Here is a 15,561-nt window from a genome sequence, read left to right on the forward strand (position 1 = left end):
GGGAGCTAGCCTGCTAGCGATGGCGTCATCACTGTCATCGCATCACTTGGATGACCACCTCACACTGCCATCCTCACCAATAAACTCCTCGAAAATCTCCTCCCCCACCAACCTGATCTTCGCGTAGCCGTTCAACACCCGCAGCGGATAGTCCGGATCGTTCGCATCCTTCGTCTCCGAAAACAGCACCCGCGAATGTCCGTTCAGCTCGCTGGTGGTGCCGTAGGGAATCGCTCCGTGGCCGGCACAACGCGCATGCAGCCCGCCCTGGGTCGCGTAGACGATGCCGTTGTGCAGATGCCCCCAATACCAGTAATCCGGCTCACGCCCCAGCGCATCGCACACCGGTTGATACAGCGCGGTCTTGTTGTGCCCGGTGATGTCGAAGCCCTGATGGTGGCTGAGCACCATGAGTTTCTTGCGTTTCGGCAGGCCCTTCATCCACTCGATCTGCGGCTTGTTCAGCGTTCCGTCCATGTACAGGTTCATGACGTCCGAGGCGTACGCCGTGTCCAGCCCGACTATCAGCCAGTCGTCGTTGATCAGGGCGAAGTAGCTGGTGCCCTGCTGCCCCGGAAAACGCGCGGCCAGTTCCTTGAAATAACCGTGGGCGCCGCTGTACATCTCGTGGTTGGAATTGAGGGTGAACGAGCCGTGGGTGCCCATCGGCCAGCCCGCCATGTCGGTGTCTTCCTGAGAGTGGGTGCCGGCGTAATAAACATCCCCCAAATGAATGGTGAAGTCGGCATTGGCCAGTTGCATCTGGTTCGCCACCGACACCGCCGGCGCATGGCTGTTGAACGGCCCGGTGCCCCAGTCGCCGGCAATCGCCAGCGTCACTTCACGCTCCATTTTCACCAGCGCCGGATCGGTGCCGAAGGTCGCGTGATGGCGCAGGTTTTCAATCCACTTGAGCAGCGCCTCGCTCCACAGCAGATCCAGCAGCTCCCATTTGCGGCAGCCCAGCAGCGTGCCGTCCTTGAGCACCTTGGTCTGCAGTTGATCGGGCGATTGCGGCAGCGGCGTCGCGTTGCCGATGCGCAGGATCGACAAGCCGTGGGACAACTCCCACGGCACCGCCGGCTCGTCGTCAGGCAGCTCGCCATGCTTGAGCACGTATTGCGCCTGGTCGTGACCGCGCTGGAGCAGCTTGATGATGGCCTCGAACTCCTTGGGTTCGAGTTCGCTGATGAGTTTCATCCAGGCCATTTCGATGCGCGTGAACAAGCCGTGCAGGCGCACCTTGACCTTGTCGTATTCGTGCTTCAGATGTCCGACCGCTGACATGACGTAATCCTCTATCCGTAAGGGTTCACAGGGTTTTCATGAATTCGATCAGCGCACGCTTGTCGTCGTCCGACAGCGTCGTGCCGTACAGGTGACCGCTGTTGTGGTTGCCTTCCAGGCGCGTGTCGTAGGTGAAATCCGCCGAAGCTTTGGCCTGGGCGCCACTGGTCACGAAGCCGACGTTGACCGGGTCGTAGACATCGGAGCCGGTGATGAACACCTGCGGACGTTTTTCCGGCGGTTGCAGCAAGTCCCACAACGTCGGCACCGAGCCGTTGTGCAGGTACGGCGCACGCAGCCAGATGCCGTCGGTGGGCGTGTTGCTGTAGCTCTGGGTCTTGCGATAGGCGCCGAAATCGAACGGCGGTTTCTTGAAGGTGTGAAACGCCGCCACCAGCCCGGTGGTGAACGAGTTCAGCCGGTGCGGATCGGTGCCGAGCTGGTCGATGTTGGTGGTGACCTGCCCGGTATCGACGCGACCGAAATCGTGACAACCGGCGCAGTTAGCCTCCCACACCGGTTTGCCCTGGGCGACTTTTGCCTGATCCAGTGCCCACGGCCACGCCGGCGCCTTGTGCCCGAGCAGCCAGTTGGTCACCCGGTTGAAACTCGGCGGCAGCACCGATTCCGGCGTCGCGCCCACGGCCATCGCAGCGGCGTAGTTGCGCTCGTGGATCTTGTTGTTATTGCCGTCCCAGTGCAGGTACATCGATTCCCGGGGTTTCTGGTTCCACACTTGCGGCAGGTCGACGGTGCCAATGGTCGAGTCATCCGGGAAGCCGAACACCACCATTTTCGTCGGGTTGAAGGTGTCGGTGCGCCCCGGCCCCTGTTGCGGGCGCAGTTTCTGCCAAGCGTAGGCCTGCTTCTGTTTGAGCAGCGCGGTCTTGGCCATCGGGATGATCAGGTAACGGTTGTAGATCTTCTCGAAGAAGCCGAGCTGGAACTTGCTGTTGATCGCCGCCATCACCGCGTCGGTGGTGAATTTCGGATCGCTGGCGCAATCGTAGGCAAACCACTGGAAAGCCTGCAGTTGCAGGGTATTGGCCGGTGCGCTCGGCACATTCACCGCGACGTCGCTGGCATTGGCCCGGTAGGAACCGGTGTGGCACAGCGCGCAGTTCGGCTCGACGGTCGGGTAACCGATCTGTCGCTTGGCCATGCCGATCGGCAGGTCCTTACCGTTCTCGAACAGGAACCCGAAGACTTCCCAGCCACCAGGTTTCGGCAGTTTTTCCGGGCACATCTGCGGCAATACCGAGAACAGGTAATAGGGAATCCGCGCTTCGATGCCCAAGCCAATCGCGGCGTATTTGTAGTGATCTTCGTCGGAGGCGTAATCCTGCTCCGGCACCACGCGCAGCATCTGATACCAGGTCTGGTAACCGATGAACGCCAGTAGCGCCACAACAACCAGCGTGCCGACCTTGAACGCGTGACTCTGCCACTGCCGCGCCCACGCTGCGCGCCATTCGCGCCAGCCGTCACAGAGCAGCGCCAAGGGTCGGTTTTCAGGCGTGGTGCCGAGGTACAGCAGGATGCCGAGGATCAGGAAAAAGCTCAGGTCGCCCATCAGCATCGGCACGAACACCGAGCCCTGGCTGCTGGTGTTGATCAGGTAGATCCAGAACGCCACCGCGATCAACCGCGTCAGCACGCACAGCCAGGAATGCACCACGTAGCGCGGCGCGTTGAAGCCCGACGGCATGTAGAACACGCTGATGCCGACCAGCAGCATCCCGGCGTTTTCCAGCCACGGGTCGGAGAGTTGCGGCGGCAGGCCGACCACCGATGTCAGCAACCCCGGCGCAAACAGCGCCGGAATCGCGAACACCATGTTCATCGCAATGCCGAGCCAGATGAAGCGTTGAAACCAGCGGATGTAGCTGTCCATATCAGTTCCCCAGATCCTACCCACGTCGAAGCGTCGAACCGTCCGCGTGGGAATGCCGCCATGGACGCTCTGCGTCCGCTCTTGGGACGCAGAGCGTCCCGGTATGCATTCCCACGCAGAGCGTGGGAACGATCGGGGGGCTATCCGAGGGCTGTTTTCTCCAGATGCTCAAGGATGATCGGATACACATCGACCACCGCGTTCTTGCCGAACATGCAATCGATATGGCCGTAACCCGGCACCACATGCCGGCTGTAGCGTTCCGGCCCGTGTTTCTCGCAAACCCGCTGATAAGTCTTGAGCGTGCTTTCCGGCAGATAACACTGGTTGTCGGCGCCGCTGATAAAACAGATCGGCATGGTCAGCCGATCAAAGTGCGGCATGTATACGTCGTGCCCTTTGAAATCCACCAGATGCCCTTTGCGCACGATCAGCGCCAGGTGCTCGAAGGTCTCGATGTTCGACTCGCCGAACAGCTCGTGCAGGTTGTCGTGCAGGGTCTCGTTGAGGGTGTCGTGGCGATACAGCGAGGCGTACATGAAGGTGATGCGGTGGCACACCGGGTTGGTGCAATAGCCCTGGGCTTCGATCCGCGCGTAGCCGTTGAGCGCCTTGTCGTAGAGCCGGTTGAACCAGTTCTCCTTGCTGTCGGCGTAGGCGGTCATGGATTTGATGCCGATCGCGTCAAGCATTCCCGGCAAGTGCAGACCGGCCTTCAACCCCGTTGCCGTCGCGACCACCGTGTCGGCGGCAATCTGCGAGCAGACCACCGAACGCACGCCCTGCAAACCGGCGAGCAGCGACATGAAGAAGGTCGTGGCGCCGTAGCAATGCACCACGCACTGCACGTCCCTGGCTTGGGTTTCCTGCTGGATCTGTGCGATGGCGGCCTTGAAGTCGTATTGGGCGATCTGGTCGCCGTTCCATTCCTTCTTGCTCGCCGGCAACAGGATGCTCACCCGGAAATCCAGCAGCCACACGTCGTAGTCGTGCTTGCACAGAAATTCGAGCAGGTTGGTCTGGATGGTGTCGGTGGAAAAGATATTCGAGCCCACCCCCAGACCATGCACCAGCATCACCGGGCCTTTGCTGCCGGCCTGATAACGGGTCAGGCGCAGCTGGACGCCGTCTTCGGTGGAGAAGAAATGCACGGCCGGCGTCGGCGCATCCAATGGCCGTTTCAGCCGTGGCGGCGCGTCGGGGTTGAAGTACTTGTCACCGGCAAACACCCCGCCATAACTCTCCCAGAGAATCCCGGCGAAGAACTTGCCGAACCGCGCCAGCCCTTCGATGCGCTCACGCTCGTTGCGCGCATTGAGGACTTTCATGGTGGTCATCTGCTTGGCGAAATCGGCCGGTTTGATGTGCATCACCCCGGAGCCGATCACCTCGCCGGTCTTGTCCGGCCCGCGATACAGCGTCACGTAGAGGGTGCTGGTGTCGTGCCAGATATTCAGCACGCCGTTGTCTTCCGGCACGGTCTTGAAGGCGCTGAAGAAATAGTCGTGGCCGTCCTCGGCGGTCAGTTTCATGTCGTATTTCATGTGGCGCGTATCGACCTGCTGCTCGAACTGCTCGAACAGGTTGAACACACCGTTGCTGGCGGTCAGCGGTTCTGGCGACAGCGCCGGGGCGATCACCGTGCCGACGATGGTCGCGGCGTGTTCGGGCTCCTTAATCATCCGGTTGAGGTCGTTGGCGGTGATGGTCAGGGTGAAGTCGATCGGCGAGTTGTCCGCCTCGCCACGTTTGGCTGCCGCCTCGTAAACCTTCAGGTCGGTGCTTTGCGCGGCGGTGAAAGCGCGGGAGAAGTAGCCCTTCATGGTTTCGGTGAACTGCACGCCGAGGGTCGGCGGCGCGGTCTGTTTACGCGGGGCCGACGGCAACGTGTAGTCGATCGTCCAGCCACGATCGGCGGCCAGCAGGCCCATGTTGCGCTCGCTCACGGCGGAGATGGTCAGCAGCGGGTTGACCGCCAGTGACGTCGGGATCACCGCGCCGTCGGTCACGTACAGGTTGGCGTAGACATCGGTGCCACTGGCACCGCTGAACACCTGGCCCTTGTGGTTGACCACGCCTTGCGCGGCGTCTTCGCCCATCACGCAACCGCCCAGCGGATGCACCGAGACGATGCTGTGCTTGAGCAGCTTGGTCCAGATCGGATTCTCGACCCAGATCCCGCCCAGGGCTTTGGTGCTCTGGTACAGGCGTTCGTTGCCGATCTTGAAGTTTTCCTGCTCGCCGACGCCCGGCCAGTCGATGCGCAGCTGATCCTTGCTGTCGAGGACCATGCGTCCCTGACCGCTGTCGTGGCTCATGATCAGGTAGGTCTGCATGTTGTGCAGCGCGCCGTGATACGGGCCGCGCAGGAAGCTTTCGGCTTCACGCTCCTTGTACTTCACTTTGCCGCTGAAGCTGTCGTCGGTGGGCTTGCCGATCATCTCGGCGAACCCGGCCATCGCCGGCACCATCGGCCGGCCGAGCGCGCCGGGGATCGAACCTTCCTCGATGACCATGCGACTGCTGCGGTCACCCTCGGTGCGCATGTCGATGATCGAAGTGATGCAGGGGCCGACCGGTTGCATTTCCTTGGCCGAATGCGCGCCGAAACCGATGCCGTTGATGGTCTGCTCGCAGTTGTGGCCGAAGCCGAGGATGTCGCCGTTGCCGCTCATGTTCTCGCCGAGCTGCCCGGACATCACCAGGCCTTTGTCCCGCGAGCGCAGCAGAATCTCGGTGGAGCCGAGGGTGCCCGCAGAAACCACGACGATGTCGGCCTTCACGAACAGCGTCGGCGCGTCGAACTTCTCGCGGCCGCTGTCGAGATACTGGAAGTGCACGATCCAGCCATTGCCGTCGCGCTCCAGATGCCGCACCTGGGCCTGGCAGAAAATCTCCGCGCCGTGATTGGTGGCGTCCGGCAGGTAGTTCATCAGCGTGGTGTTCTTGGCCTTGTTGTTACAGCCCGATACGCAGTCACCGCAGTGGTTGCACGGTAGTTGCTCGACGCCGACGTGATTGAGGTTGTTGGGCAGTTTGTCGAAGGTCACGTTGATCGGCGGCTTGTAGAAGTGCGCGCCTTGCTTGAGGAAGTCTGCGGATTTTTTGTTGGCATCAAGCTTCGGCAGGTTCGGCGCGGTGCTCGGGTAGGGATTGGGTTTGAGCATCTCCCGGGCTTTTTCGTAACCCGCCTTGAGCAAGCCGTCGTGATCCTCGCGCACCGCCAGTGGCCAGCGTGGATCCTTGAACACATCGGCTGTCGGTTCCAGCGAGACGTTGGCATTGATCAGCGACGTGCCGCCGAGGCCGCAACCGACCACCACGTTCTGCTGCGCGTTGACATGCAGATCGAACAACCCGGTACGCGAGCCGATGTGGCCGTCCGGATCGTGTACCTGCAATTCCTCGGTCGCGGCGATCATGGTGTTGGGGTATTCGCCGGGCTGGATCTCCCGACCGCGTTCCAGCAGACAGACCTTTTTACCGGCCCGGGACAGGCGCGACGCGGCAATGCCGCCGCCGTACCCGGAGCCAATGACGATCACGTCGTAATGTTCCTTGATGTCGCTGATGGGCGTTGCGATCCGTGTCATGAGGGGGTTCCTCTCTCAGGCAGATGGGGCAACTCTGCGGTTGCCTGCAATCGATGGGCGAACGGGCACCTGGCCTCCGGGAAATCCCGACGGCAGTACAACGGTTTAGGCAGGAATCAAGCGCTACAGGCGGGCGTGCTGATTGGCGGCACGACGCAACGTGCGCTTTCGCGGCGAAGGTGCCGGCAGCGCGCGGAGCGTGCAGGGACTGAGGGGTAAGCGGTGTGGCTGGGTATCCATCACGCGTTCTCCCTGAACCAGATGTGGATAAGTGACGGCTGTCCTTGTGCCATTGCAGTGAAGACAGGCACCGGATCGAAGTCAAGGCAGCCTCTTAGAACTGTATGAAATCTGATCAATTGCCTTTTGGACTAAGCCCGCCGGGGGCTGCAGAGTTTGGCGAACAAGTTATCCACATAGACACCCACAGCTAATGGGGACAACTGTGGATGACCTGGAAAAATAATCGGGATTTTGCGAAGAAAAACCGTGACTTATCCAGAAGCAGGGTTTTCATTAGCGATTGATTGTTTTTTGATCAACACTCTATACGGCACGGATTACGTGGCTTGCAGAGGATGGCGAACACCTTATCCACAGAAGCGCCAACAGAGTTCGGGGGTAACTTGGCGGGCGCTGTGGAAAAACGCTGGAGGCGTTGATAAATGGGGGTTTGCGTGGGGATTAGCGGGTTAAAAGGCTGAATTGAGCGTTTTTTGATCAAATCTTTGTAAGCCACGGTTTATATGGCTCTTAGCGGATAGCGAACATCTTATCCACAGAAGCGCCAACAGAGATTGGGGGCAAGTCCGGGAATTGTTCTGGGGAAAAAGCTCGTAAAAACCGAGAGTTAGGCTGGTTGTTTTTTGATCTGAGGGCTGGAGGGCTTGATTGGCGTGGGATTCAGGGAGGGGCGAACACGTTATCCACAGATCCGCCAACAGGGATTGTGGGTAAAGCGCCCTCTCCCGAAGGGAGAGGGTCAACAAAGGTTTCAGCGGACAACACCTTCTTCGATCAGCAGCTTGAGAATGGCTTCCGCACCGGCCTGCGCCGTCACGCCTTTTAGGACTTGCCCACCACCCCCACTGGCCTTGGCCGTAGCCGCCTTCATCCGGTCCGCCCCGCTCTTGGCCTTGATCACCTTCAAGCGTTTCGGCCGAGGCTTGGCCGGTTGCAGGGTCGCCACCGCCAGCAATTCGTCATCCACCACTTCCACGTCTTTAGCCTGAAGAGCTCCACGCCGCGCCGGGCCGTAAGCACTCTGCCGAGGCTTGGGCGCAGCGTTATCCACAGTCGCCAGAAACGGCAGGCGCACCTTCAACCGGCGGCGCTGCCCACGGGGCAACGCTTGCAGCACCAGTGCCGAACCGTCGTTGATCGACTCGACCTGCGCCAGACCCACCACCAGCGGCCAACCCAGCCCTTCGGCCAGCAGGAACGGCAGCATCCCCGAACCCTCGCCGGTTTCCGCCTGGCTGCCGGTCAACACGACCTGTGCGCCGGCATCACGCAGATACTCGGTCAACGCCGGCAACGCGTCGGCACCGGCCGGTTGTTCCAGCACATGCATCTGCGCAAGCCCCATGCCCAGATAGGCGCGCAGCGCCGGTTCCGCGATATCGCCGGCGTGCAGCACTTGCAGGTTATCCCCTGCCAGTTGCAGGCCGAGTTCCACCGCGCGGGCGTCCTGATCGGCGCGGCGCGGGCGGCCGGAGGTCGGGTGGGCGCCGATTGAAACCAGACTGATGATCTTTGTGCTCATAACCGTTCCTTAAGCCGCATCGCGCTTGGCTTCGTTGCGGTAAGCCTCTACCGCCGCGATCAAGGCCTGAAGAATTTCCGCGCTTTCGCCGATCACCGACAGGTCGGCACGCTTGATCATGTCGCAACCCGGATCGAGGTTGATCGCCACCACCTTGTCGCAGGCACCGATGCCTTGCAGGTGCTGGATCGCCCCGGAAATCCCCACGGCCACGTAAACCCGCGCGGTGACCCAGGTGCCGGACGCGCCGACCTGACGGTCGCGGGCCATGAAGCCATCGTCCACCGCCACCCGCGAAGCGCCTTCGGTGGCACCGAGGGCGCCGGCGGTCCTGTGGAAAAGCTCCCAGTCCTTGACCCCGTTGCCGCCGGAGAAAATGAACTCGGCTTCGGCCATCGGAATCGCTGCAGGGTCCACCGCCACCGCACCCAGATCCTCGATCCGCGACAGGCTGCGCGCGACAGGTGTGGATAACTCCACCGGCAGCGCTTCGTGACGGGTTTCGCTGACCGGTTCCGCGCATTCGGCGGACGCCAGAATCAAACGCGCCACCGGGCGGGCAAGATCCTGCAACCCGGCACCGGCGCGGCCGATGCACTCCTGATCCTTGACCTGCCACACCCGCGTCGCCGGGCGCTCGCCCAATGCAGCAGCAAAGCGTCGACCGAGTTCGCCGCCACCGCTGCGGCTGTCCGGCAGCAGCCAGTGACGCGGGTTGAACTGGTTATCCACAGCCCGCAGGCCCTGGATCCGTTGTTCCGGTGCATAACCACTGAATTCTTCACCTTCCAGCACCAGCAAGCGGTCAACGCCTGCGGTGGCGAAAGCGTTTTCCTTGTGCTCGCCGAACACCACAGCCAATACCGCGCCGTCGCTGCCGGCCAGTTGATGAGCAAGGCCAAGCAGATCGCGGTCGTGGCTGCTCAAGCGGCCGCCGACCATGTCCGGCACCACGCTGATATAGAACGCCGGGGCCGGCACCTGATGCAGCGGCAATTGCACTTCGACCGCAGCCGAGCGCTTGACCGCCCCGCCCTGCTGGGCGCCGCTACGGTCGATGCGCTTGAGGCCGTTCGGCCCGATGAAACCGATGCCGTGCAGGTTCTTGCGGATGATCCCGTTAGGGCCCATCCAGCTGTGTTGCGCCGGTTGCATGGCCGCGTGCAGCGGGTGCAGGCGGTTGCGTGCGATCCATTCGGCGCGGGGGTCGCGGCGGATAATGTCGCTCATCAGTGGGCCTCCGCAGGTTCACGTTTGGCCGGGGTGGCAGGCTTGTTCGGCGCGGCGTCTTCGAGCAGCGCGTCGGCCACCAGTTCGGCGATGTCCTTGATCAGCGGACGCGGTTCGACCACGCCTTCGAGCATCGCCGTGCACTGTGGACAACCGACGGCCACCAGTTCGGCACCGGTCTCGCGGATGTCCTCCATGCGCATGTCGGGGATCCGCTGCTTGCCCGGAATGTCGGTGATCGGCGCCCCGCCACCGCCGCCGCAGCAGCGTGAACGGAAGCCGGAACGTTGCATTTCCTTGATCTCGATGCCGAGGGCGCGCAGCACTTCGCGCGGCGCCTCGTACTCGCCGTTGTAACGGCCGAGGTAGCAAGGATCGTGATAGGTCACGCTGTTGCCTTTGTGCTGACCGAGGTTCAGCGCGCCGGCCTGGATGATTTCCGCCAGGTAAGTGCTGTGGTGCTGCACGAGGTAGTTGCCATCGAACGCGCCGTACTCGTTTTTCAGCACGTGGAAACTGTGCGGATCGCAGGTGACGATGCGGTTGAAGCTGTATTTGGCCAGGGTCTGGATGTTGCGTTTGGCGAGCAACTGGAAAGTCGCTTCGTCACCCAGACGTCGGGCCACGTCGCCGCTGTCGCGTTCTTCCAGACCGAGCACCGCGAAGTCGACCTTGGCCGCTTTCAGCACTTTGACGAACGCGCGCAGAGTGCGCTGGTTGCGCATGTCGAAGGCACCGTCGCCAACCCAGAACAGCACGTCGGTGGACTTCTTCTCGCTGAGCAGATTGAGGTTCAGGTCCGCCGCCCAGTTCATCCGCCCGCCCGGAGCGAAACCGCCAGGGTTGTCGGTGGCAATCAGGTTTTCCAGGACTTCGGCGCCCTTGTTCGGGGTCGCACCTTTTTCCAGGGTCAGGTGCCGGCGCATGTCGACGATGGCATCGACGTGCTCGATCATCATCGGGCATTCCTCGACGCAGGCGCGGCAGGTGGTGCACGACCACAAGGTTTCGGCGTCGACCAGGCCGTTGACAATCGGTTGATGCGGATTGCCGCTGTGCTCACCCACAGGTTTCCCCGGATAAGGGCTGCCGGCGAACTTGGCATCGGTGCCGCCGGCGAGGCCGACGACCATGTCCTGAATCAGCTTTTTCGGGTTCAGCGGCTGGCCGGCGGCGAATGCCGGGCACGCGGCTTCGCACTTGCCGCACTGCACGCAGGCGTCGAAGCCGAGCAACTGGTTCCAGGTGAAATCCTTGGGTTTCTCCACGCCCAGCGGCGCGGTCGGATCATTCAGGTCCAGCGGTTTCAAACCGGTGGAACGGCCGCCACCAAAACGTTCGGCGCGACGGTGCCAGGCCAGGTGCAGGGCACCGGCGAAGGCGTGTTTCATCGGGCCGCCCCAGGTCATGCCGAAGAACAGTTCCGACACGCCCCACAGCACACCGATACCGAGAATCGCTGCAAGCATCCAGCCGCCGAAGTTCTCCGGCAGGATCCCGGCCACCGGCAAGGTCACCAGGAAGAACGAGGCCGAGAACGCCAGCAGGCTTTTCGGCAGGCGCATCCACGGGCCTTTCGACAGCCGCGACGGCGGGTTGAGCCGGCGCCGATAAACGAAGATCGCCCCGACGAACATCACCGCCGTCATCAGCAGTAACGCGTAGCCGAGGATCCGGTTATGCAGGCCGAAACCGTGCACCAGAATCGCCAGCACGATCGACGCCACCGCACCGCCCGCCGTGGCGACGTGGGTGTTGGCGATGTATTTGTCCCGCGCCACCACGTGGTGCAGATCGACCATGTAACGCTTGGGCATGGCGAACAGGCCGCCGATCAGATCGACCTTCGAGGCCCGGCCCCGGCGCCACATGGCCACCCGCCGCAACGCCCCCAGCACCGCGAGGGCCAGGGCTGCGAACAACAGGATTGGAAGAAGGGTGTTCAACATGGTGAAGCTCCCACCAGTACAGCCTGGAGAAACACGTGACGATCGTTCCCACGCTCTGCGTGGGAATGCCTCAATGGACGCTCTGCGTCCGCTTTGGGACGCGGAGCGTCCCGGGCTGCATTCCCACGCAGAGCGTGGGAACGATCAGTCCATCAGCGTTTAGAAGTCTTTGCACAACCGCAGGGCGTCATAGATCGCAGCATGGGTATTACGCTGCGCCACGCAGTCACCGATGCGGAACAGCAAGTAACCGTCGCCGGTGCTGCTCAACGAAGGTTGCGGCTGGATCGCGAACAGCGCCTCGACGTCGATCTGGCCCTTGTTGCGCGAGCCGTCCTTGAGGGCGTAGTAGATTTCTTCATCCGGGCGCACGCCGTTCTCGACGACCACCTGATCCACCACCCGCTCCTCTTTGGCGCCGGTGTATTCGTTCTCCAGCACGGCGACGAGTTTGTCGCCTTCGCGGTAGACCTTCTCCAGCATCATGTCGCCGGTCATGATCACTTCTTTCGGGTACATGCTGCGGTAGTAGGTCGGGAACGACGTACCGCCGATGGCCACGCCCGGCTTGATGTCGTCGGTGACGATCTCGACCTGGCTGCCCTTGTCGGCGAGGAAGTCGGCCACCGACATCCCGGTGAACTCGCAGATGGTGTCGTAGACCAGCACGTTCTTGCCCGGCGCAACCTTGCCGTCGAGCACGTCCCAGCTGCTGACCACCAGCCCTTCGGCGGCGCCCCAGTGTTCGTTCTGTTCCAGGTACGGGTGACCGCCGACCGCCAGCACCACGATGTCCGGACGCAGATCCATGATGGTGTCGGCGTCCGCCGCAGTGCCCAGACGCAGGTCGACTTTCAGCCGCGCCAGCTCCAGCTGGAACCAGCGAGTGATACCGGCAATCTGGTCACGCTGCGGCGCTTTCGATGCGGTGGTGATCTGCCCGCCGATGAACTCCTTCTTCTCAAACAGGGTCACGTCGTGGCCACGTTCGGCTGCCACACGGGCCGCTTCCATCCCCGCCGGGCCGGCACCGACGATCACCACCTTGCGTTTCGGCCCGGTGGATTTCTCGATGATGTGCGGCACGCCCATGTATTCACGGGAGGTCGCGGCGTTCTGGATGCACAGCACGTCCAGACCTTGATACTGACGGTCGATGCAGTAGTTGGCGCCGACGCACTGCTTGATCTGGTCGATCTGGCCCATCTTGATCTTGGCGATCAGGTGCGGGTCGGCGATGTGGGCGCGGGTCATGCCGACCATGTCGACGTAACCGCCCTCCAGAATCCGCGTGGCCTGGTTCGGGTCCTTGATGTTCTGCGCGTGCAGCACCGGAACCTTGACCACTTCCTTGATCCCCGCCGCCAGGTGCAGGAACGGCTCCGGCGGATAACTCATGTTCGGAATCACGTTGGCCAGGGTGTTGTGGGTGTCGCAACCCGAGCCGACGACGCCGATGAAATCGAGCATGCCGGTGTCGTCGTAATATTTGGCGATCTGCTTCATGTCTTCGTGGGACAGACCGTCCGGGTGGAACTCGTCGCCGCAGATGCGCATGCCGACACAGAAGTCGTCACCGACCTCGGCGCGCACGGCTTTCAAAACTTCCAGACCGAACTTCATCCGGCCCTCGAAAGTGCCGCCCCATTCGTCGGTCCGCTTGTTGACGCGCGGGCTCCAGAACTGGTCGATCATGTGCTGGTGCACGGCCGACAGTTCAACACCGTCCAGGCCACCGGCCTTGGCGCGGCGCGCGGCTTGCGCGTAGTTGCCGATCACCCGCCAGATCTCTTCCGGCTCGATGGTCTTGCAGGTGGCGCGGTGCACCGGTTCGCGGATGCCCGACGGCGACATCAGGGTCGGCCAGTGGAAACCGTCCCAACGGGAGCGACGGCCCATGTGGGTAATCTGGATCATGATCTTGGCGCCGTGCTTGTGCATGGCGTCGGCGAGATTCTGGAAGTGCGGGATGATCCGGTCGGTGGACAGGTTCACCGAACTCCACCATTGCTGCGGGCTGTCGATCGCCACCACGGACGAACCGCCACAGATCGCCAGGCCGATGCCGCCCTTGGCTTTCTCTTCGTAATATTTGACGTACCGTTCGGTGGTCATGCCGCCGTCGGTCGCGTAGACCTCGGCGTGCGCGGTGCTGAGCACGCGGTTGCGGATGGTCAGTTTGCCGATCTGGATCGGCTGGAACATTGCTTCGAAAGCCATGGCGGGTTCCTCGACTTACAACGGCTTGACGGTGAACAGGCCGTCGTCGTGGCCTTCTTCGGAGCCACCGTAGACCTGCTCGGCCACGGTGCGGATCTTGCTGCCGCGAGCGGCGAGGATCTGGTCCATGGCACCGGCAAACCAGCCGGTGAACATGTAGTCGACCTTGCGCCCGACTTTGCCGTAGACGTAGACGAACGCCGAGTGTTCGAGCTTGACGCTGGCGGTGCCTTTGTAGAGGTCGATGTCCTGGATCTTGAACAGGCCCCAGCCGCGCTGCGACAGGCGCTTCATGTAGTGCTCGAACACCGCGACGCCTTCCAGGCCGTGGCACTCGGCTTCTTTTTCACACCAGTGCCAGGCGGATTTGTAGCCGGCCTTGTAGAGGATCTCGGCATAGGCGTCAGCGCCCAGCACTTCCTCGATGCCCATGTGGTTGTTGACGAAGAAATGCCGTGGCACGTACAGCATCGGCAGGGCGTCGGAGGTCCAGACACCGGTCTCGCTGTCGACTTCGATTGGCAATTGCGGGGCGATCTTGGCCATGGAAACTTAACTCCAGAAAAATTTTGGTGTTGCCCCCGGCGCGGACGGCCGGGGGAAAGTATTCGGGAAGCGGCGGCTTACTCGCCCCAGACGTCCTTGAGGACGTTGACCCAGTTCTCGCCCATGATCTTGCGCACGACTCGTTCGGAGTGGCCGCGCTTGAGCAGGGTTTCGGTCAGGTTCGGGAACTCGCCGACGGTGCGGATGCCCAGCGGGTTGATGATCTTGCCGAAGTTGGTCAGACGGCGGGCGTAGCCCTTGTCGTGGGTCAGGTATTCGAAGAAGTCCTGACCGTGACCCTGGGTGAAGTCGGTGCCGATGCCGATGGCGTCTTCGCCGACGATGTTCATGGTGTATTCGATGGCTTCGGCGTAGTCGTCGATGGTCGAATCGATGCCCTTGGCCAGGAACGGCGCGAACATGGTCACGCCGACGAAACCGCCGTGGTCAGCAATAAACTTAAGCTCTTCATCGGACTTGTTGCGCGGGTGTTCTTTCAGCCCCGACGGCAGGCAGTGGGAATAGCAGACCGGTTTTTTCGATTCGAGGATGACTTCTTCGGAAGTCTTGGAGCCGACGTGGGACAGGTCGCACATGACACCGACGCGGTTCATCTCGGCGACGATTTCGCGACCGAAACCCGACAGGCCGCCGTCTCGTTCGTAGCAACCGGTGCCCACCAGATTCTGGGTGTTGTAGCACATCTGCACGATGCCGACGCCGAGCTGCTTGAACACCTCGACATAGCCGATCTGGTCTTCGAACGCGTGGGCGTTCTGGAAGCCGAAGAGGATGCCGGTCTTGCCCTGCTCCTTGGCCTTGCGGATGTCGGCGGTGGTGCGGACGGGGATCACCAGGTCGCTGTTTTCACGAATCAGTTTCTGGCTGGCGGCGATGTTGTTGACCGTGGCCTGAAAGCCCTCCCACACCGACACGGTGCAGTTGGCCGCCGTCAGACCGCCCTTGCGCATGTCTTCGAACAGCTCGCGGTTCCATTTGGCAATGATCAGACCGTCGATAACGATGCTGTCGGCGTGTAATTCGGCTGGGCTCATCAGGCGTCCCCTTATTGGCGAT

9 protein-coding genes are annotated in these 15,561 nt (G+C 62.0%); all 9 read right to left on the bottom strand.

Features of this window, described 5'->3' with window-relative positions; genetic code table 11:
• Positions 1-42: 42 nt before the first annotated feature.
• Positions 43-1,287 carry a metallophosphoesterase gene (locus LOY31_RS26840; RefSeq protein ID WP_207984170.1) on the bottom strand — a complete coding sequence of 415 codons (1,245 nt, stop codon included), beginning with the start codon at positions 1,285-1,287 and terminating at the stop codon, positions 43-45.
• A 25-nt stretch (positions 1,288-1,312) separates the two neighbouring features.
• Positions 1,313-3,181, bottom strand: a complete 1,869-nt coding sequence (locus LOY31_RS26845) for a hypothetical protein (protein WP_221534081.1) — start codon at positions 3,179-3,181, stop codon at positions 1,313-1,315.
• A 140-nt stretch (positions 3,182-3,321) separates the two neighbouring features.
• Entirely contained in the window at positions 3,322-6,774 is a 3,453-nt protein-coding gene (locus tag LOY31_RS26850; protein WP_258712473.1) for a GMC family oxidoreductase N-terminal domain-containing protein, read from the bottom strand.
• A gap of 994 nt (positions 6,775-7,768) precedes the next feature.
• Complete coding sequence (locus tag LOY31_RS26855) at positions 7,769-8,539, bottom strand: electron transfer flavoprotein subunit beta (protein ID WP_064380237.1); 771 nt, start codon at positions 8,537-8,539, stop codon at positions 7,769-7,771.
• Between the two features lie 9 nt (positions 8,540-8,548).
• Positions 8,549-9,769 (bottom strand): electron transfer flavoprotein subunit alpha/FixB family protein, encoded by a 1,221-nt coding sequence (locus LOY31_RS26860; RefSeq protein ID WP_258712474.1) that lies wholly within the window; start codon positions 9,767-9,769, stop codon positions 8,549-8,551.
• Entirely contained in the window at positions 9,769-11,718 is a 1,950-nt protein-coding gene (gene dgcB, locus LOY31_RS26865; RefSeq protein ID WP_085608911.1) for a dimethylglycine demethylation protein DgcB, read from the bottom strand. Before dgcB ends, LOY31_RS26860 begins: the two co-directional genes overlap by 1 nt.
• Before the next feature lie 159 nt (positions 11,719-11,877).
• Positions 11,878-13,938 (bottom strand): dimethylglycine demethylation protein DgcA, encoded by a 2,061-nt coding sequence (gene dgcA / locus LOY31_RS26870; RefSeq protein WP_011336289.1) that lies wholly within the window; start codon positions 13,936-13,938, stop codon positions 11,878-11,880.
• 15 nt (positions 13,939-13,953) lie between these two features.
• Positions 13,954-14,484 carry a DUF5943 domain-containing protein gene (locus LOY31_RS26875; RefSeq protein WP_253417936.1) on the bottom strand — a complete coding sequence of 177 codons (531 nt, stop codon included), beginning with the start codon at positions 14,482-14,484 and terminating at the stop codon, positions 13,954-13,956.
• 77 nt (positions 14,485-14,561) lie between these two features.
• Positions 14,562-15,539, bottom strand: coding sequence for a dipeptidase (locus LOY31_RS26880; protein ID WP_007959776.1), 978 nt, complete (start codon positions 15,537-15,539; stop codon positions 14,562-14,564).
• Positions 15,540-15,561 lie beyond the last annotated feature (22 nt).

The sequence above is a fragment of the Pseudomonas sp. B21-021 genome (genome assembly GCF_024749205.1).
Taxonomy (GTDB): Bacteria; Pseudomonadota; Gammaproteobacteria; order Pseudomonadales; family Pseudomonadaceae; genus Aquipseudomonas; species Aquipseudomonas paraglycinae.